This is a genomic window from Sorangium sp. So ce836, from assembly GCF_028553905.1.
GTDB lineage: Bacteria > Myxococcota_A > Polyangia > Polyangiales > Polyangiaceae > Sorangium > Sorangium cellulosum_D.
In genome coordinates, this window is sequence record NZ_CP102233.1 from 11,001,837 (window position 1) to 11,020,024 (window position 18,188).

General features: G+C 70.3%; 16 protein-coding genes and 1 pseudogene. 12 read left to right on the plus strand and 5 right to left on the minus strand.

Translation table 11 applies throughout. The annotated features are described in order from the left end of the window. Positions 1-17: 17 nt before the first annotated feature. From NQZ70_RS40080 to NQZ70_RS40105, 6 genes are all read left to right on the plus strand, one after another. Complete coding sequence (locus tag NQZ70_RS40080; RefSeq protein WP_272826533.1) at positions 18-185, plus strand: hypothetical protein; 168 nt, start codon at positions 18-20, stop codon at positions 183-185. A gap of 243 nt (positions 186-428) precedes the next feature. Beyond that, positions 429-638, plus strand: coding sequence for a hypothetical protein (locus tag NQZ70_RS40085; RefSeq protein WP_272826535.1), 210 nt, complete (start codon positions 429-431; stop codon positions 636-638). A gap of 645 nt (positions 639-1,283) precedes the next feature. Continuing rightward, positions 1,284-2,363: an STAS domain-containing protein gene (locus NQZ70_RS40090; RefSeq protein WP_237244474.1), complete on the plus strand. Its 1,080-nt coding sequence runs from the start codon at positions 1,284-1,286 to the stop codon at positions 2,361-2,363. Between the two features lie 177 nt (positions 2,364-2,540). Then, positions 2,541-3,035, plus strand: coding sequence for a cupin domain-containing protein (locus NQZ70_RS40095; protein ID WP_129578930.1), 495 nt, complete (start codon positions 2,541-2,543; stop codon positions 3,033-3,035). Positions 3,036-3,225: 190 nt separating this feature from the next. Continuing rightward, positions 3,226-3,816: a hypothetical protein gene (locus tag NQZ70_RS40100; protein WP_129578931.1), complete on the plus strand. Its 591-nt coding sequence runs from the start codon at positions 3,226-3,228 to the stop codon at positions 3,814-3,816. A 38-nt stretch (positions 3,817-3,854) separates the two neighbouring features. After that, positions 3,855-4,205, plus strand: coding sequence for a 4Fe-4S binding protein (locus NQZ70_RS40105; protein WP_129578932.1), 351 nt, complete (start codon positions 3,855-3,857; stop codon positions 4,203-4,205). 22 nt (positions 4,206-4,227) lie between these two features. On the opposite strand, the gene NQZ70_RS40110 is transcribed toward NQZ70_RS40105, so the two are convergent. After that, positions 4,228-5,169, minus strand: coding sequence for a hypothetical protein (locus NQZ70_RS40110; protein ID WP_129578933.1), 942 nt, complete (start codon positions 5,167-5,169; stop codon positions 4,228-4,230). Between the two features lie 686 nt (positions 5,170-5,855). Between NQZ70_RS40110 and NQZ70_RS40115 the strand changes: the two genes are divergently transcribed. Further along, positions 5,856-7,208 (plus strand): IS1380 family transposase, encoded by a 1,353-nt coding sequence (locus NQZ70_RS40115; protein WP_237244475.1) that lies wholly within the window; start codon positions 5,856-5,858, stop codon positions 7,206-7,208. Between the two features lie 750 nt (positions 7,209-7,958). Further along, a complete protein-coding gene (locus tag NQZ70_RS40120) occupies positions 7,959-9,467 on the plus strand; it encodes a serine/threonine-protein kinase (RefSeq protein WP_129578934.1) in 1,509 nt (502 codons plus the stop codon). A 123-nt stretch (positions 9,468-9,590) separates the two neighbouring features. Here the strand turns inward: NQZ70_RS40120 and NQZ70_RS53580 are convergent. Then, positions 9,591-9,683 (minus strand): annotated as a pseudogene (locus NQZ70_RS53580) (hypothetical protein); the annotation flags it as partial. A 182-nt stretch (positions 9,684-9,865) separates the two neighbouring features. Between NQZ70_RS53580 and NQZ70_RS40125 the strand changes: the two are divergent. Together NQZ70_RS40125 and NQZ70_RS40130 are read left to right on the plus strand one after the other, a co-directional pair. Next, positions 9,866-11,011: a lipase family protein gene (locus tag NQZ70_RS40125; RefSeq protein WP_272826539.1), complete on the plus strand. Its 1,146-nt coding sequence runs from the start codon at positions 9,866-9,868 to the stop codon at positions 11,009-11,011. A gap of 312 nt (positions 11,012-11,323) precedes the next feature. Then, positions 11,324-12,235, plus strand: a complete 912-nt coding sequence (locus NQZ70_RS40130) for a lipase family protein (RefSeq protein WP_237244476.1) — start codon at positions 11,324-11,326, stop codon at positions 12,233-12,235. 67 nt (positions 12,236-12,302) lie between these two features. On the opposite strand, the gene NQZ70_RS40135 is transcribed toward NQZ70_RS40130, so the two are convergent. The 3 genes from NQZ70_RS40135 to NQZ70_RS40145 are packed head-to-tail and all read right to left on the minus strand — an operon-like array spanning position 12,303 to position 14,927. Further along, positions 12,303-13,109, minus strand: a complete 807-nt coding sequence (locus tag NQZ70_RS40135; protein WP_129578937.1) for an ABC transporter permease — start codon at positions 13,107-13,109, stop codon at positions 12,303-12,305. Positions 13,110-13,131: 22 nt separating this feature from the next. Next, a complete protein-coding gene (locus NQZ70_RS40140) occupies positions 13,132-13,941 on the minus strand; it encodes an ABC-2 family transporter protein (protein WP_129578938.1) in 810 nt (269 codons plus the stop codon). After that, positions 13,938-14,927, minus strand: a complete 990-nt coding sequence (locus NQZ70_RS40145; protein WP_129578939.1) for an ATP-binding cassette domain-containing protein — start codon at positions 14,925-14,927, stop codon at positions 13,938-13,940. The genes NQZ70_RS40140 and NQZ70_RS40145 overlap by 4 nt, the downstream gene beginning before the upstream one ends. A gap of 133 nt (positions 14,928-15,060) precedes the next feature. On the opposite strand from NQZ70_RS40145, the gene NQZ70_RS40150 reads away from it, so the two are divergent. Both NQZ70_RS40150 and NQZ70_RS40155 read left to right on the plus strand, forming a co-directional pair. Next, a complete protein-coding gene (locus NQZ70_RS40150; protein WP_165374404.1) occupies positions 15,061-16,041 on the plus strand; it encodes a phosphotransferase family protein in 981 nt (326 codons plus the stop codon). 454 nt (positions 16,042-16,495) lie between these two features. Then, entirely contained in the window at positions 16,496-18,148 is a 1,653-nt protein-coding gene (locus tag NQZ70_RS40155; RefSeq protein WP_129578941.1) for a hypothetical protein, read from the plus strand. The last annotated feature ends 40 nt before the right edge of the window (positions 18,149-18,188 follow it).

Genomic DNA, 18,188 nt, shown 5'->3' on the forward strand with positions numbered 1-18,188 from the left:
CCTCGTCGGCGGTGCCGTTGCAGTCGTTGTCGAGCCCGTCGCAGGTCTCCTGCGACGAGGGCACGAGCCCCTGGCAGGTGAGCCCGTCCGCCGCGCACTGGGTCACCCCTGGCGCGCACACGCCGGGCAGCCCGGTGTCGCACGGCTCGCCGCCGCCGGTGCAGGTGAGGCCGCTGAAGAAGTAGACGTAGTCGTTGTAGTCGCCGTCGTTGTTGAAGTCGTCGGGGTCCGGGCCGACGCTGCCGTCCTCGAAGGCGACGTAGAACGCGTTCGGCGTGACCATCGAGGTGTAGATGACGGCCGTGACCCAGGGGCCGGGCGGGGTGCAGCCCGTGCACACCTGATTCCACCGCTGCTCGGAGTAGTGCGTCTGCGCGCCGATGAGCGCAAAGCCGATCTGGCCGCCCGCGTAGGCGGGATCGCTCCGGATGTCCGCGGCGGTGACGATGGTGCCGACGGGGGCGCCGGCGGGGACGATCGGGTGGATGTCGTCGAGCGACGGCGGCGCCGTGGCGGCGGGGTCGACGTTGTACCAGCCGACCCCGAGGCGTGCCCCGGTCTGGGTGAGCACGAGCTCCGCCGTGAAGCCGCAGAGCGGCGAGAAGGTGGACGGCGCGGTGTTCCCATCAGCCTGGTAGTCGATCGCCTCGCCCCGGCGTTCGAACAGCGTATAGAGCTGGACCTCGCCATTCTCCGAGTCTCGCGGCATGATGGTGCCGTTCGGCTGCGTGATCAGCGCGCTGGCGGAGAGCGGCGAGAGGCCGAGAGAGAGAGTCGCCAAGAGAATCGAAGCGTACTTCATGGTGCGGTGATACAGAGACGCGCACCTCAGCGTCAACGGAAACATTCCACGACAGCAGACAACGACGTGTCGGGGGCCTGCGCACAACGCCGCGCCGTCGGCGCTCTCCGCGTGAGGCGCGTTTCGGCGCAGGTTGGGGTACCCGCGCGCGGGTTGCGGTTCCTCGGCCCGACCCGGGTTGCGGTTCCCCGCCCCGACCCGGGTTGCGGTCCCCCGCCCCGACCCGGGTTGCGGTCCCCTGGGCCTGCGGTCCCCCGCCCCGACCCGGGTTGAGGTCCCGCGAGGTCCCGCGCCTCCGCAGGGCACCGCCCGCGCCGGGCAGGACATCTGCGCGCGCTCGGAACGGCCCCGGAACCGACGCGATGCGCGGTTGCGCTCGGGCTTGCCGCTCCGGCGCGCTTGAGGCAAGGAGCACCGGCGGGTGGGGCCGCAGCGCACGCGGCGCCTCGGCTCCGCGCCCCATCACGCTGACCGCGAGCCTATGACAAATCCCCGAATCACGATCGCCGGCTTCGACATCGAATGGAACCTGAAAGACGGCATCAACCTGTGGGCCGGAATGCCCACCCTGAGCATGTGGATCCCGAGCTCGGTGGCCGGCCTGATGTCGGGCATGGTGGCGATGGTGGGGGTCGAGCGCTTCAATCTGTGTCTCCAGCGCGGGGGACGGCAGAGCGTCGATGGCGACTGGTCCATCATCAACACGCAACCGACGTTCGAGGAGGGCTTCTGTCGGCTCAGCGAGATCTGCAGCCCGGCCGGCTGGGGCCGATGGGAGCTCGTCGCTCTCGACCGCGAGCGCCGTGAGGCCCGGTATCGCACCTTCAACAACTGGGAGTCGATCTACCAGCGCGCGCTCGGGGTCGTCTGGGGGAGCTCGATGACGGCCGGCAAGCTGGCCGGCATCAGCGAGCGCCTGTTCGGGGTCCCTTGCTGGGCCGAGCAGACCGTGTTCGTGACGAAGGGCGCCGAGTACGACGAGTTCGTCGTCCGTCCGACCGACCAGACCGTCGAGGCCCGCCTCGCAGCGCTCCTCGAGACCGATCGGGCCACGAGCTCGGATCTCGCGGTCGCGCTGGCCACGCTCAAGAAGGAGGTCGCCGAGCGGGAGCGGACCGAGCTCGCGCTGCGCGAGAAGCTGCAGCTCATCGAGCAGCAGGAGACGGCGCTCTCCACGATGGTCGCGCCGATCATCCAGGTGTGGGACGGCGTGCTCACCGTGCCCGTCATGGGAGGTCTCGACAGCCAGCGCGCGTCCGCGCTGATGGAGCGGCTGCTCGGCGCGATCGTCGACAGCCAGACGCGCCACGTCATCCTGGACCTGACCGCGGTCGACGCCGTGGATACGGGCACCGCCGACCACCTGATCCGCATCGTGCGCGCGGTGGAGCTCCTCGGCGCCCGCGTGGTGGTGACCGGCATCCGCCCCGCGGTGGCGCAGACCGTCGTGTCGCTCGGCATGGACCTCGAGCGGATCGTCACGCTGCGCAACCTGCAGGAGGGCCTCAAGGCGTGCATGGCCGCAGGAAACGGCGCCGCGCCCGGCCCGAGCGCCCCGTGAAGCGCCGCTCGTCCCGGGGGACAGGCGCTCCCCCGCGCGACCCGTCCATCTCCTGAACGACCTGCTTCATCCCACGTCGATCGTCGGAGGGCCCCCTCCACGCCGCAGCCCGCTGGAGCGCTCCGCGCGTCTTCTTTCCAGGTGAACGCTCCCTCCCGGGGTGCTTCACTGGGCGGCATGTCGATCATCCAGCGTGGCTTCGATCGCTCGGTCGTCGTCCGTGGCCCCGACGCCGAGGTCGTCGGCGCCCCCACCGCGAGGATCCAGCTCCTCGCGGACAGCAGCGCGACGGGCGGAGCCCTCTCCACCGTGCGTGTGACGCTCGCGAAGGACGCCGACGGCGCGCGGCCCCACCGCCACGACGGCTCGGCCGAGATGTTCTACGTGCTCGACGGCGCCGTGCAGGTCCTCTCGGGGAGCGACATCGTGACGGCCGACAAGGGCGACCTCCTCGTGGTCCCGCCCCGGGTCGCCCACGCGTTCGCTGCCGCCCGCGGCAAGAGCGCCGAGCTCTTGATCGTCATCACCCCAGGCGTCGAGCGCTTCGACTACTTCCGCAAGCTCACGCGTATCGCCCATGGCGAGGAGCCGCCCGAGACCTTGCGCGACGTGCAGGAGCTCTACGATACGTATTTCCTGAGCAGCCCCGAATGGGACGCGGCGCGCCGATGAGCGCGCTCCCGTCCAATCGATATGTCCCTGGGCGACTCGGGCCTCTCGCCATCGGCGAGCTCGGCGGCGACGGCGGCCAGCCGGCCGCGGCGCATTGACCGGCGTGGGTGGAGCTGGTAGCCCCGTCGGCGGGGCCGCGCGCCCGCGCTGCGCGCCGCCGCGGCGCCGACACGCCCTCGGAGGTCCACGCATGTTCCGCAAGACGCTCGCCGCTGCTCTCCCGCTCGCGCTCGCGCTCTCCGCCGTCCCCCGCGAGGGCGCCGCCTCGAACTACCCGCCGAGCTACGATTATTGCGGGCCCACGACGACGGTGCACACCGGCCCGTTCGAGCTCATCCAGGATCCGGTGCGGACCGACGCCGCCAAGCTGACGGTGGCCTACCGCGGCTACCTGCGCGCCTATTATCCCGATCACGAGATCAACCTCTATGTCCGGCTGAACGGCAGCGACGCCTTCCTCCCGGCGAGCGCGGGCGCGCACGGCGACGCCTACGTCCTCGTCAGCAACGCGCCCCGCGACTGCGCGTGGTGCTCGCCGCCGCCCGACGGCGCGGGCCAGCGCCTCTGCGGCGGCGCGCCGCTCCCGCCCACGTCGAGCGGCACCTGGGTCTGCAACGAGCCGACCGCCGTCGAGGAGGCCCTCTTCTTCTGGGCCTACGATCCGTACGGCCGCATGAACGCCTGGGACATCGAGGTGGCCGCCGAGTCCCACGGCCTCTGGGACAGCAACCTCGGAGCGAACTACGCCGCGCGCTTCGAGGCCCGATCGAGCTGCTTTTGAGCGCCGCGCGGCGAGGCGAGTCGAGTCGAGGCACGAACATGGCAGGATCGTTGAACAAGGAGAAGGCGCGGCGCGCGGCCTCGCACCGGGACCGGCCGGGCGAGCAATGCCGGGCCGAGCCAGGCGCCTTCCGGCCCGTGGTGAACCGGAACCGGTGCGAGGCGAAGGGCGATTGCGTCGAGGTGTGCCCCTACCAGGTCTTCGAGATCGCCCGCATCGAGCGCGCCGATTTCGAGGCGCTCTCGCCCCTCGGCAAGCTCAAGTCGCTCGTCCACGGTCGGAAGACCGCGCTCACGCCGAACGCGGCGCAATGCCAGGCGTGCGGCCTATGCGTCGTCGCCTGCCCGGAGAAGGCGATCCAGCTCGTCCCGGCGGCCGGGACGGGCTGAGCCGTCCGCGCCCCGGCCGGGCTCAGGCGACGCTGCGCGCGGGCCCGGACGCGGGCGCGGCGCCGTACCCGTAGGCGGCGCGGTAGCGCTCGTACCGGTCGAGGAGCTCGCTCGTGGTCTTGGGCATCGGCACGCGGGCGCGCGCGATGTACGAGATCACGTTCTTGCCGCGGACGATCAGCTCGACGCCGCGGGTCGCTTGCTCCCGCTCGGCGGGCGGCGCGTCCGCGCCGAGCAGCGGCTGGAAGGCGGCGAGCCGCTCCGCCGACACGACGAACGACGTCCAGACCTCGAAGATCTCGGCGTCGGTGCGCAGCGTCTCGCACTTGACCTTGGCCGCGTGCGCGAGCTCGCAGGCCAGGCGGTCGAGCCCGGCGAACATCGGCAGGCCCCCGAAGGTGTCGATCATCGCGTCGCGGATGCCGTCGATGGCCTTCATGCTCTGGGCGATCTTCACGTACCGGCTGTTGTAGAACGCCTCGACCGGGAAGGAGAACGCCTTGAACGGCTCGCCCCACAGCTCGTCGAGCCCCTCCTCCCCGCTGCGGTGGAGCACCATCTTTCCGAGCGTCAGCGCCTCGAGGAGGTGCTCTCCGCACTCGCGCATGAGGGCGTTGTCGGGCTCGATGGTGACGCCGAGCTCCTGGATCTCGACCAGCTTGGTGAAGATGTCCGCCGCGCGATTGAAGATCGCGCCGGCGAGCATGGCGCCTTTGACGCGCTTGCGCTGCGGGTCGGCCTCGGACTCGAAGGCGCGCCGCGCCTCGTCCAGCCGCTTTCCCGGCACGTTGATGCCGTGCTCGACATGGTTGAACAGGCGCCGCGTCAGCGCCTCGATGAGGCGCTTCTTCGCGAGCAGCGTATCGGCCGGCGCCTCGTACGCCTTGATCCAGTAGCCGTAATAGTAGACCCGCAGCTGGCCGTCGATGATCTGCTTCTTCCCGAGCGGTATCGCGCTGTCCATGGCCCGCCTCCGATCGGCTGCCAGGCGTCGCCCCTGCGCCGGAGGCGCGGGGATGCGTGCCCGTGGGAGATGCGATTAGCATGGGCGCGAGGCCGCCCGCAAGGCGCGAGCGACGCGATCCAGCAGAGTCGTCCTCCGGAAACCGGGACTTCACCGACAGGAAAGACAGAGGCTCGCGAGGTGATCGCCGCCGCCGAGCGCCTCCTTCTTGGCGGCTCGGCAGCCCGGCGCGACGGGCGCACGACAGCGCGGCTCACCGGGGCCGGCCGGCGTCGCGCGCCCGCGCGCGAGGCCCGGGCGCTACTGCGCGCACCCCTCGATCTCGGCCATCATGCGTCAGAAGGCCATGGCCTTGATCTCGCAGCCGTCCTGCGTCGTGTGGGTGTGCTCGTACTCCGCGTTGCCGGACGCCTCCACGTCGAAATGCGGGTGCTGCATCGGGATCTCGACGCCGTCCACGACCGCGGTGTGCCGCTCGCCGCCAACGTGGGCGTCGAGGTCCTCGAGGTCATAAAGGATCTTCCCGCGCTCCCGGCAGGAATTAGCGTGGATTTCGCGCCTACGATGCCGGTCCGAGGCGTGAGAAATCCGACGCCGTAAACGGAACGCCTTGAAAGAAAGGCTCGGCGTGGCGACCCGTCCGGGTTGCGATGACCAAACGAAGGCACACGCCGAGCACCTCCAAGGTGCGCCGGCGCGAGCTCGGGTTCAAGAGGAAAGGCGACGGGCGGCACCAGGAGCGAATCCGGCGGCCAGACCCTTGCAGGATTCACATCGAGCCCACGGAGAAGAACCTGACGGGCGTCGCAGGGCTGGCCCCGTTTGGCGCCTTCATCCGCGAGCTCGGCGTCGACGCGGCCCTGAGCCGCAGCTTTTCCCGGCTGAAGACGGGCCGCTCGGTCGTCTACCCGATGGCCGCGCAGATGCGCCTGCTGATGGACAGCGCGCTCGCCGGCGAGGAGCGCGTTTTCGGCATCGAGGCGCTCGCCGTCGATCCGCTCTTCGTGCGCCTCGCAGGCGGGGTCGTCCCCAGCATCGATACCGTCTACCGGGACCTGTGCCGCTTTGATGAGGAGTCGCTCGAAGCGCTGCACCGCATGGTCGTCGACCACGGGCTCGCCCTCGTTGCTCGCCGAAAGCACCGGTTCGTGCACATCGACGTGGACACGACCGTGGAGCCGCTCTTCGGGACGCAGGAGGGAGCGCTTCCGGGCCCGAATCCGCGCTACCATGGTCGGCCGAGCTATCATCCGATCCTGGCGCGCATTGCCGAGGCCGACGCGATCGTCGGAGCCAAGCTGCGACCGGGCGACACGAGCTTCGGCGAAGCCGATGTGCCTTTCGTCGAGGAGTGCATCGACCGGGCGCGCGCCGCAGCGCCGAGCGCGGTCATCTACGTGCGGATCGATGGCGCGGGGGATTGCAGCGCCTTGATGCACGCCGTCGCCGTGAAGGGATGCTTTTTCTTGACCAAGGCGCGGATGAGCCCCGATCTGGTCGGCATGGTCGCGCACGCCACCGGATGGCGTACCATCGACCGGGATGCCGACGGTCGTCCTCGGCGGCAGGTGACCGAGGTCCCCTTCCGGCGCAGCGATTGGCCGGATGGGGTGCGAGTGATCGCCGTACGCACACGCGACCGGGAGAACGGCAAGCAGATCTATCTCTGGGAGGGCCTCGACTACACGGTGCAGGTCTTCTTGACCAACGAGCCGGTCGAAGCGCCGGAAGACGTCGCGGCTCGGTACGACCTGCGCGCGGGCATCGAGCCGCTCATCGGCGATGTGAAGCACGGCTGGGGATGCGGTCGGGTGCCGAGCCACAGCTTCAACGCCAACCATGCCGCGCTGCTGCTGAAGCTGCTGACGGCCAACCTGATGCGCCGCTATGTGCTGGAGCACGTTCCGCACCTGGCGAGCTGGCGAACGCCGTGGCTGCGCCGCGCGCTGATCCTCGTCCCGGGAAGATTGGCCCGGTCGAGCCGGGGCACAAAGCTGCATGTGCCGGAGCGCTCGCAGCTCGCCCGCTGGCTGAATTGAGCCCGGAACCAGCTGACATCACGGCGGGGGGTAAGGGGGGCGTGTGCCTTCGCGACGCGCTGAGCGCGTTCAATTGTAATCGACGCCGCATTCGTCGGCGGAACGCCGCTCGCGCGTCGCCGTCGGCCCACTCGTGCCCCGTGGGCGCGAAATCGATGATTAGACGTCGTCCGGGGGAGCGCAACGACCATCGCAGGCGTCCTCGTGCTGGCGCGCCGGGATCGGTCGCCGCGATCTCCACCGCGGCGGTGGCGCACCGGGGAGCGCGCCCGCCGTGCTGCGCTGCGCCAGCGCGGCCTCTGCGCGACAGCCGCCTGCGCCTGCGCCGCCGCCTCGGGCCGTCGGGCCAGCGCAGGGATCGCGACGAGGCGCGCACGTCCGCGAAGGAAGCGGGCGGCGGCCAGCCCGCGCTCGCGGGACAATCGCGCTCCGGCGCTCGACAGAGCACGTTCGCTGCGCCAGATATTGCTGAATTTCACCAGCAAGGATGGACCGTTAGGGACTGACGCGCGCCAGATCTCGCTCCGGGCCTGTCGCGGGGGTGCGTGCCGTCGAGGCGGCCGCCTCGGGCGGCCCGGCGGGACATCCGGCGATCGCCAGCCACCCACGGTGATGGGAAGCGTGGAGTCGCCCGGAACGTGGCGCGCGCAAGCACGATCGTTCCGCCATCTCCCGGCCCATCGTGGCCGGCACCTTTCCTATCCTGTAGGCTCATCTCACCTCCCTCGGCAGCCAGGAGGACGCCATCGCATGCATTACGCCCCAGATTCCGTCGTAGGTGGGAAGTACCGTCTTGAGCGACCGCTCTCGGCCGGCGGGATGGGCTCGGTGTGGGCGGCGCGTCACATCAACTTGGGATCTCCCGTCGCGGTCAAGTTCATGGCACCGACGTTTGCGACGTCGTCCACGTTCCTGGCCCGCTTCGAGCGCGAAGCCAGGATCGCCGCGAGCCTGAAGAGCCCGCACGTGGTCTATGTCCAGGACTACGGCGTCGACGACGACACCCCGTACCTCGTGATGGAGCTGCTCCAGGGCGAGGACCTGGGCACGCGGCTCGAGCGCGTCGGCCGGCTCTCGCTCGCGGACGCCACGCTCATCCTCATCCAGGCCGGCAAGGCGATCCGCCGCGCGCACGAGGCCGGCCTCGTTCACCGCGATCTCAAGCCGGCCAACCTGTTCCTCGCGCGCGCGGAGGAGGAGCAGGAAGAGGTCGTGAAGGTCCTCGACTTCGGCATCGTCAAGGAGACCGGCGTTCATCTCACGGAGGAGGTGACGCGCACCGGCGAGCTGCTCGGCTCCCCTCACTACATGAGCCCGGAGCAAGTCCGGGGCGAAAAGGACGTGGACCCGCGCAGCGATCTCTGGTCGCTCGGGGTCATCCTCTTCTGCGCCGTCACGGGCGAGCTGCCGTTCCAGGGGGATCAGCTCGGCGCCGTGATCGCCAACATCCTTGTCGCGCCCGTGCCGAGCGCCTCCAAGCTCGCGCCCGACCTGCCGCCGGCGATGGATGCCTTTTTCGCGCGGGCGCTGGCCCGCGAACGGGCGCAGCGCTTCCAGTCGATTGGAGAGATGATCGGCGAGCTCCGCCGGCTCGCGGGCATGGCGTCGCCGTCGATCCCGGATCTGCAACCGCCCTGCTCCGGCATACCGATCTCGTCTCGGCCGAGGCGGAGCGGGACGATACCGCTGCGGTCGGCGGAGCTCCGCGTCCCGCCTGCGGCGCCCCGGGCGGCGACGCCCGGGACCCTGACCGGCGCGGGGGCGACGGCGCAAGAGGCAAGGCCGCAGAAGCCCACGCGCGCGATGCTGGCGCTCGGCGTCGCGACGGCGCTCCTCGGCGTCGGCGTCACGGTCGCCCTGAGAGAGGGCAGCCCGCGCGGCGGGGGCGAGGCGGGCGCGGAGGTCGCCTCGGCGGCCGCGCCGGCGCCGGAGCAAAACGCCGCCTGGACGCCCACGGAGCCGCCGATGACGCCCGAGGCGCCGCCGAGCGTGTTCCCCGGAACGCCGCCCTCGCCCGACACGCTGACGACCCCTGACGAGCCGACCTCCGCCCCGGCGCCGTCGGGGGCGGGCGCTTCCGGAGGCACGACGGCGCGGACAGCGACGCCGCCGTCGACCGCGGGAGCACGGCGGCCGTCGCCGACGGCCAGGCCCAAAGCACCGCCCGCGGTGATCCCCAATTCCGCCCAGAGGCCTCCCGTGCCAGAGCCGACAGCACCGGAGCCGGATCGCGCCCCGATCCCGGAAGTGCCCTTCTAGAGCGGTTTTCAGCTGGGACCGAGACGCCGTCGTCCGTCTCTCGTCCCGGTCTTCCGTGCGCGTGCGCGTGCGCGTTGACTCCGGGGAATCAATCGCGCACGCGCACGCGCACGAAGGACGAGCACGGAAGACGGAAGACGGAAGACGGAAGACGGAAGACGGAAGACGGAAGACGGAAGACGGAAGACGGAAGACGGAAGACGGAAGACGGAAGACGTCGGCATGAACCCGAGCGAAAACTGCTCTAGAACTGGGAATGTCTCCATGCCCTACGCTGCACCTGGGCGGTGCCGCCGAGCCCATGCCTGGCGCCGTGATGCCAGCGAGCTACAAGAACGAGAGGTCGCTTGTGACCTGAGATACGGTGACGGTGTGCCATGAAATTAGAAGCCATTCGGGTGAGAAAGGTCTACCAGCATGGCGCCGGCACAGGGGAGGAGGAATCCGCCGCGGAGCCTTCGGTGGAGCGCCTCGCATCGGTCGACTACATGGTCCAGGCAAAACCGGGAGAGCATGACAGCGTCCTCGCCTCCGTCTTCGGCATAGCGTCAATATGGTCTTCTTCCGATGCGGACACCGTCGCAAAGGTGATGCATCGTCGCATCGGCATTACCTGGAACGAGACGGTGCGGCTCACGTCGAGCAACCCGGCGCTCCTCACGGACACGACCGCCTATCTCGTCCAGAGCGAGGACCGGAGGCTGTGCATCGTGTGCTTCCCCAGCGCGGACATCCGGAATGTGATCCAGTGGTTCACCAATGCCAGCTCCAGACCGGAACCCTTCTTTTCCTCAGGGCATGTCCATGGCGGCTTCCTCCGCGGCGCCAGGATGCTCGCGACCACCCTGGGGGTCTTGCTCGAGAGCGCCCGCAAGGGTGGGTCCATCTGCGAGGCCGTCGCGCGGGAGAGAGCCATATGGAGTCGCTGCGGCGAGGAACACCCGTGGGACAGGGAGGATGGTGCGCGCGGCGTCGAGGGAAGCTCGGGCACCTCGCACGGAGCGCTCCGGCCGCCCAGGCAGGACGGCCCGGATGTGCTGGAGGCGCTCTATATCACCGGGCACAGCATGGGCGGCGCGCTCGCCGTCATCACGGCGGCGCTCCTGCTCGAGGATCCTCAGTTCGCCTGCGTCCGCGACAAGCTGCGCGGCGTGTACACGTATGGGCAACCGATGGTCGGTCACCAGGACTTCAAGGAGAGGTTCGAACGAGACCTCGGGAGATTACTCTTCAGACATGTTTATCGCAGTGACTCCATACCGCGCCTGCCGGCGCGGACCTCGGGCGCCTTCGTGCACTTCGGCTCGCTGCACACCTCGAAGGAAGGTGAAGGATGGGTGCCGAGTCGAGCGGTGGCGGGGCAGGCGTACACGAACCTCAGCGCCATGCTCACGGGGATCGCGTCGTGGGTCCTGCAGGAAATGCTGGTCGACCTCCCGATCATCCATCGCATTCCGCTCCGCATCTCGTTTGCCGACCACCTGCCGATCAATTATCTGCGCACCTCCGAGGCGACGGTCACCGGCGAGGCGTTCACCCCGTAGACCGGCTGCATCCCGAGCTGTGACCTGTGACCCGAGCGAGGTCGACGCATGAAGTTGAATGCGATCCGCGTGACCAGGAGATCCCGGGATGATGCGGCAGCAAAGAAGGATGGACCTGCTGCGACGAGCTTCCCCGCGGGAGCCGCGCTCGATCATGTCGACAAGGTTGACGACATGATCCAGGCGGAGGTGGGGAGCTACGATCGATACCTCGCGTTTGCCCTCAGCGCGGCGTCGTCGTGGGCGTACTCCGATGCGGACACCATGGCGAAGGTGATGCATCTCCGCGCCGGCATCCCCTGGAACGAGACCGTGGCGCTCACGGAGAGCAACCCTGCGCTCCTCACCGAGACGACGGCGTATCTCGTCCAGAGCGAGGACCGGAGGCTGTGCATTCTCTGCTTCCGGGGCACGGGGCCCCTGAACATCATCAACTGGTTGTCGAACGGCAGCTCCCGCGTGACCCCGTTCCTCTCCGCAGGGCGTGTCCACGGCGGCTTCCTCCGCAGCGCCATGGCGATGGCTACCACCCTGGGGATCTTGCTCGACAGCGCCCGCAAAGGCGGGTCCATCTGTGAGGCGGCAGCGCGAGAAAAAGCCATGTGGGCCGACTGCGCCCGGGAGCACCCGCGGCGCAGCGAGGAGGATCGACACCGCGCCGGGGCCACACCGGACACGCCGCGCTGGGTGGCCCGACCGCCCAGGAGGGACGGCCCGGATGTGCTGGAGGCGCTTTACCTCACCGGTCACAGCCTCGGCGGCGCGCTCGCCGTCATCACGGCAGCGCTCATCCTCGAGGCTCCTTGGCTCGCCCGATTCCGAAGCAAGCTGCGCGGCGTATACACCTATGGACAGCCGTTGATCGGCCTCCAGGATTTCAAGGACAGGTTCGAGCGAGATCTCGGAACGATGCTGTTCAGGCATGTCTATCGGAATGATGTGGTACCGAGCCTGCCGGCGCGAACCATGGGTCGTTTCGTGCACTTCGGCTCGCTGTACACCTCGGAAGGCGGAGAATGGATGCCGGGCCGAGCTGCGACGAGGCAGGGCCTCACGCTGCTGGGAACCGTCGGCCGCGCTATCCTGGCGGGGGCCCAGCAAGAGATGCTGGTCGACCTCCCCATCCTCGATCGCATTCCGCTGCGCTTCTCCATCGCCGATCATGCGCCGCTCAACTACCTCCGTGCGTCCCAGGAGGTCGCCGCCGCCACGGAGTTCGTGTGAGCCGAGGACGGCCGCCCCGCGCGACGAGCCCCCTCCACGGGGGCCGGGCGTCTTGGAGCCCCTCCCGCTACGACCCCGTGGACTGGTATCGCCGCTCGCCGAAGCGCCAGATGCGCAGCGACACGAGCAGGAACCCGAGGCCGACGAGCGGCGACGCCCAGCGCGCGGCCTCGGGCAGCGCCGGGACGGTGGGGCGCTCGAGCAGCGCGCCCGCGGGGATGTAGCTCACGAAGGCCAGCGGCACGACGAACGTGAAGAAGCGCCGGAACCAGTCGCGGTACAGGGTCAGCGGGTACTGCGCCGCCTCCGTGCCGCCGTAGGTCAACGTGTTCATGATCTCGAGCGACTCGACCGTCCAGAAGCACAGCGTCGCCTGGAGCACGAGGAGCCCGTAAAACACGCAGGCGCCGCCGACCATGGCGCCGGCGAGCAGCCCGAGCTTGGCCGCCGTCCACCCGACGTCGAGCGCGGCGCCGGCCCACAGGAGCATCACGAGGCCGACGGCGAGCCGCCCGGCGCGCAGGAACTGGAACTCGCTCGTCGCGACCTGGAACGCCGTCGAGCGCGGGCGCAGGAGCATCCGGTCGAAATCGCCGGACCGCACCGCCGTCGAGAAGGCGTCGAACCCTCGGCCGAACGACTCGGCGAGCGCGAAGGAGACGTTGACCAGCCCGAACAGGAGCGCCACCTCCGCGAAGCGCCAGCCCCGGACCGCGCCGAACCGGTCGAACAGCGCCCACACGCCGAGCAGCTCGATGCCCACCATGACGAACTGGCCCACCGACCACATCGCGAACGAGGCGCGATACTGCATCTGCGCCCGCAGCGACGCGGCGGCGAGCCGGAGGTAGAGCGTCGTCGCGTCGCGCCACATCTCGCCTGCTCCTCTCGCCCCCTCAGCCGCCCTGCACCACGAGCCGCCGCAGGCCGCGCGCCACCATCGCGCGGCCGAGCGCCACGAACGCCGCGGTCCACAGCGCCTGGTGCAGCAAGACGCCCGGGAGCGCCCGGGCCGGCAGGTGGCCGAGGTAGAGCCGGAACGGGGCGTCGACCATGCCGCGGAACGGCAGCGCGTCGAGCCAGGGCTGCATCCACGACGGGAACAGCGGCAGCGGCACGACCATGCCCGAGGCGATGAGGACGAGCGAGGGCACGATCCGCGCGATGCCGTCGCCGGACGTGGTCCACAGCATCGTCGACGTCACCGCCGTCGCGAACGCGGCGACGAGCGCCGCCGCGAAGACCATGGCCGCCGCCCACGCGCCCGCGGCCGCGAGCGACGGCGGCAGCGACATGCCGAGCAGCGGCACCGCGACCGCGAACATCGGGACCGCGCGCAGGACCGTCGGCGCGACGCGCGCGGCGAGCGCGCGGGCGAGCCAGAGGGTGTGGAGATCGAGCGGGCGCGAGAGCTCGTAGCCGACCGCGCCGGTGCGGATCAGCTCGCGCACCTCGGGGTCGGGGTTCGTCGAGAACGGCATCAGCTGGAAGAACGCCTGCCCGAGCCAGGTGTACGTGACGGCCTGGCCGAGGGCCATCGGCGGACGCGCGCCCGGCGCGTTCGCGTAGAACGCCTCGAGCACCATCACCTTGATGAGCCCCCAGAACAGCTGCGTGCCGAACCCGGCGGCGGCCGCGGCGCGGTACTGCAAGAGCGCGCGGAAGCGCGCGCGGAAGACGGCCCAGTAGGCGAGGAGAGCGCTCACGGCCGGCCGCCCGCCTCGCCGTAGAGCCGCGCCACGATCTCGTCGATGGGCGGGTTCTGCACCAGGAGATCGCGCACGGGATAGCGGGCCGTGACGCGCCCGACGAGCTCCGCGGTCGAGATCGCCGCGGGATCGAAGCGCAGCGTCACGCGGTCGCCCTCGCGGCGGATCACCTCGGCGTGCGGCTCGGCGATCTCGGCCGCGGGGTCGGTCAGGTCGACGATGAGCCAGCGCTCGGCGGTGACCTGCGCGCGGAGCGCCTCGAGCGAGCCGTCCGAGAGCACCCGGCCGCCGGCGATGAGGACGACGCGCGAGCACAGGGCCTCGATGTCGTCCATGTCGTGCGTCGTCAGGATCACGGTGACGCCGCGCTCGCGGTTGAGCCGCTGGACGAAGCGCCGCACCGCGAGCTTCGAGACGGCGTCGAGGCCGATCGTGGGCTCGTCGAGGAAGAGCAGGTCGGGCGCGTGGAGCAGCGCGGCCGCGAGATCGCAGCGCATGCGCTGGCCGAGGCTGAGCTGGCGCACCGGCGTGTCGAGCAGCGGCGCGAGATCGAGCATCGCGACGAGCTCGTCGCGCGCGCGGGCGTGGTCGGCCGCGCCGACGCGGTAGATGTCCCGGAGGAGCTCGAACGAGTCGATCACCGGCAGGTCCCAGAGGAGCTGGGTGCGCTGGCCGAACACGACGCCGAGCCGCCGCACGTGCGCGACGCGCTCGCGCCACGGGACGCGGCCGTCCACCTCGCAGCGCCCCGAGTCCGGCACGAGGATGCCGGCGAGGACCTTCACCGTGGTGGACTTGCCGGCGCCGTTCGGCCCGATGTACCCGACGAGCTCGCCCCGCTCGATCGCGAACGAGACGCCCGCGAGCGCGTCGACGGCGCGGTAGCGCGGGCGCACGAGCCCGGCCAGCGCGCCCCACGCGCCGGGGCGGCGCTCGGCGACCCGGTATGCCTTGCGCAGGTCCTCGACGACGATCAGCGGCATGGCGGCGGCGAGGATCCCACGGGCGGCGCGGGAGAATACAGGACGTCGCTCGGATGGCCAGCGCCGCGGCGTCGTCAGGTCTGCCTTCCTCTCCCCCGCAGGCCCCGCGCGGGTTACCCTGGCCGCCGATCCGATGACCGCCGATCCGATCGACCAGGCCCTGTTTCCGCCGTTCGACGACCCCGCCGGCTTCGACCGGATCCGCGCCGATCTCGGCGCCTTTCTCCCGGCGATCCGCGCGGTGTGCGAGCGCCACGGCCTCGCGGCGAGCGGCCTCGCTGCGTTCGAGCGCGGGACCAACGTCGTTGTTTCGAACGACGCGGGCCAGATCATCAAGCTGTTTCCGCCGTTCCTGAGGCACCAGTTCGAGGCCGAGCGCCTCGCGCTCGGGCGGGTCCACGGGAACGTCCCCGTGGCCACGCCGGAGATCCTCCGGGAAGGGGAGCTCGACGGGTGGCCGTATCTCGTGATGTCGCGCCTCCCGGGGCGCACCCTGGAAGAGGTCTGGCCCGCGCTCGGCGGGGCGGAGCGCGCCGAGGCGCTCGCCCGCATCGGCGAGATCATGACGGCCGCCCACGCGCTGCCCACCGGCGGGCTGGAGAGCCTCGATCTCGGCTGGGACGCGTTCGTGGAGCGCCAGATCGCCGGTTGCGAGGGCCGCCACCGGCGAATGCGCTTGCCCGAGCGCCTGGTCGCTCAGATCCCGGCGTACCTGGCCTCGGCCCGCCCTCTCCTGCCGACGTCCGTGATTCCCGTCCTCCTGACGGGAGAATACACGCCCGAAAATCTGCTCGTGACCCAGACGGGCGGGGCGGGGCGCGTCACCGGCATGATCGACTTCGCGGACGCGTGCCTCGGGCCGGCCGAATACGACCTCCTGGGCCCGTGCCTCTTCCTCGCCGCCGGCAGCGCGGAGCTCCAGCGCGCCTTTCTCGTCGCCTGCGGAACCGGGATCGCCGACCTGACCCCGGCGCTGAGCCGCAAGCTGATGGCGCTCGCGCTCCTGCACCGGTACAGCAACCTCGGCTACCAGATCAGGATCGAAGGCTGGGAGTCCCAGGCCTCCTCGCTCTCCGAGCTGGAACAGCTGATCTGGCCGTTCTCGGTCCGCTGATCTCGGGGCGAGACGTCGCGACGATCGGTCGCGGGCCGGCTCGAGCAAGGAGCCCCCGTGCCGGCGAAGCGTCGAAAAGGTGCTATTGGTGTGTCCGTCGAACGAGCGCGCGGCGCGATGGCAATCCTTGCCATGCCCGTGTCTTTCATGGACGGCAATCTTTGCCATGACGGCAAGGCTTGCCACGCGCAAGCTGGACCCGCGGGCGAGCTCGATGAAGCGACAACCGCTCCTGCGCCGGCGCTCGGCGCGTCGCGCGGCCCGATCTCGTCGGAGGGGCCGTCACGCCGCGGGGCGGCATACCGGTTGCGATAGCGCGCTCCCAGCCGGGCCGTCGCGGCCGGGGCATTCCCCGACGAGGCACGCCGAGCAGGTACAGCGCGAGGCGGAGCAGGCGCAGGAGCGCGAGCCGCTTCGGAGCGACCCGGGTCCGCCTTACTCCACAGGAGCGATCATGCATCTTCGTTATGTCTCCAAGTTCCCCTTCATCGCAGCGGTCGTGGGCGCCGCGGCGTCGGTCTCCCTGGGCGCCTGCGGCGGCGCCGATCCGGTGGACGACGACGTCGTCGCCGCCGGCGAGGCCCAGGAGGTCACGGCGGAGGGCGCGGAGGCGCTGACGTGCCCCGCGTCCGTGCCGGTCATCGACCTGCGGAAGTCCCTCATCGTCACGAAGGAGACGGACCCCGACCTCTTTACCGAGTTCTCGCTCAGCTTCGTCCTCAATCGGCTCCTTGCGAGCGTCGGCTCCAGCCAGGATCCCGAGGAGGTCTACAAGCGCTGGTGGGACACGCAGAACGATGCCGCCAACGCCGTCTTCACGGACGCCGACGCCATCCACTGCGACGACGAGACCGACAGCAACGGCAATCCAACGCTCAACGGGTACCCGTACACGTGCCCCAGGAACGAGGGCGTGCTCGCCCAGACCAACCCGTCCGATCCCGGCCTGAGCAGCCCGTTCAATCCCGCGGGGAACCACTTCATGGAGCCGGTCGCGCTCGTGAACCGGTTCGACCTCGCGGCGAAGGACGGCTCGCATTGCGGCGAGTACCGGATCATCTACGCCAAGAAGTCGGCCGGCGCCACTGACCGCAACTTCATCATCTTCGAGGCCCAGCTCCCGAACCCGCACCCCGAGTGCGGCATCGCGGCCTGTCTCCCGGTCGCCGAGTTCTGGGCGAACCTCTCGGACCCGAACATGACCGCGACCCAGCGCCAGGCCGCGCTCGAGGGGTTCTATTTCTACGGCCGGCCCGAGCTGCCCGACTTCGAGCCGGTCATCAAGGCGTCCCACTTCATGGCCGGCACCGGCCAGATCCGCACGAACCAGTTCATGGCGTCGAGCCGAGGATTCCAGCCCTGGGTGCTCCGCGAGTTCAAGCTCGAGCTGGACAACGGCAGCTCGCCCAGGCTCTTCTTCAAGCCGGTCACGGTGAAGGAGAACCCGTTCCCCGGCCTGTTCAACGCCAGCTTCGCCAGCGACCCCCGCGGGGCCGCGTTCCAGAGCAGCTTCCCCGACGCCCTCGACGAGCTCGTGCCGCCCGGCGACGACGAGAACGACATTTCGCTGCGCACGCTGCCGAACCAGGGCCTCTTCAACTCGGGCGAGAGCATCATGGATCCCACGGACGGGGCCGCCAACAACAACAACTATCGGGCGCGCATGCAGGGGAACACCGCGTTTGCCGCCGACATCACCACGGCGCTCGGGCCGATCCTCGTGAGCCGCGGCCTCCCGTCTGGCATGGTCACGGCGGACAACGCCGCCGATCGCGCCACCACCCAGTCGTGCGCCGGGTGCCACGAGCTGAGCAGCCGCGACGACGAGAACGTCGGCGGCGTGCACGTGTGGCCGGCGCATTTCCCGATCACCGCGCCGGGCACGTTCGTGCACGTCAACGAGGCGGGCGAGATCTCGGCGCCGCTCCAGTGGACGTTCCTCCCCCACCGCGCGCAGGTCCTCAAGTCCTTCATCGAGGACAAAGCGTGCACGGCGGCCTGCTCCTCGAACGTCGCCAGCGCCGCTTCGATCGCGGCCAGCGCCGATGAGGCTCTCCTGGACGGCGCGGAGCAGGTCCCCACGCTCGGCGGCTCGACGACCCACTGAGGGCGCGCCGGGCAGCGTGAATCCCCCAGCCAGGCGTCTG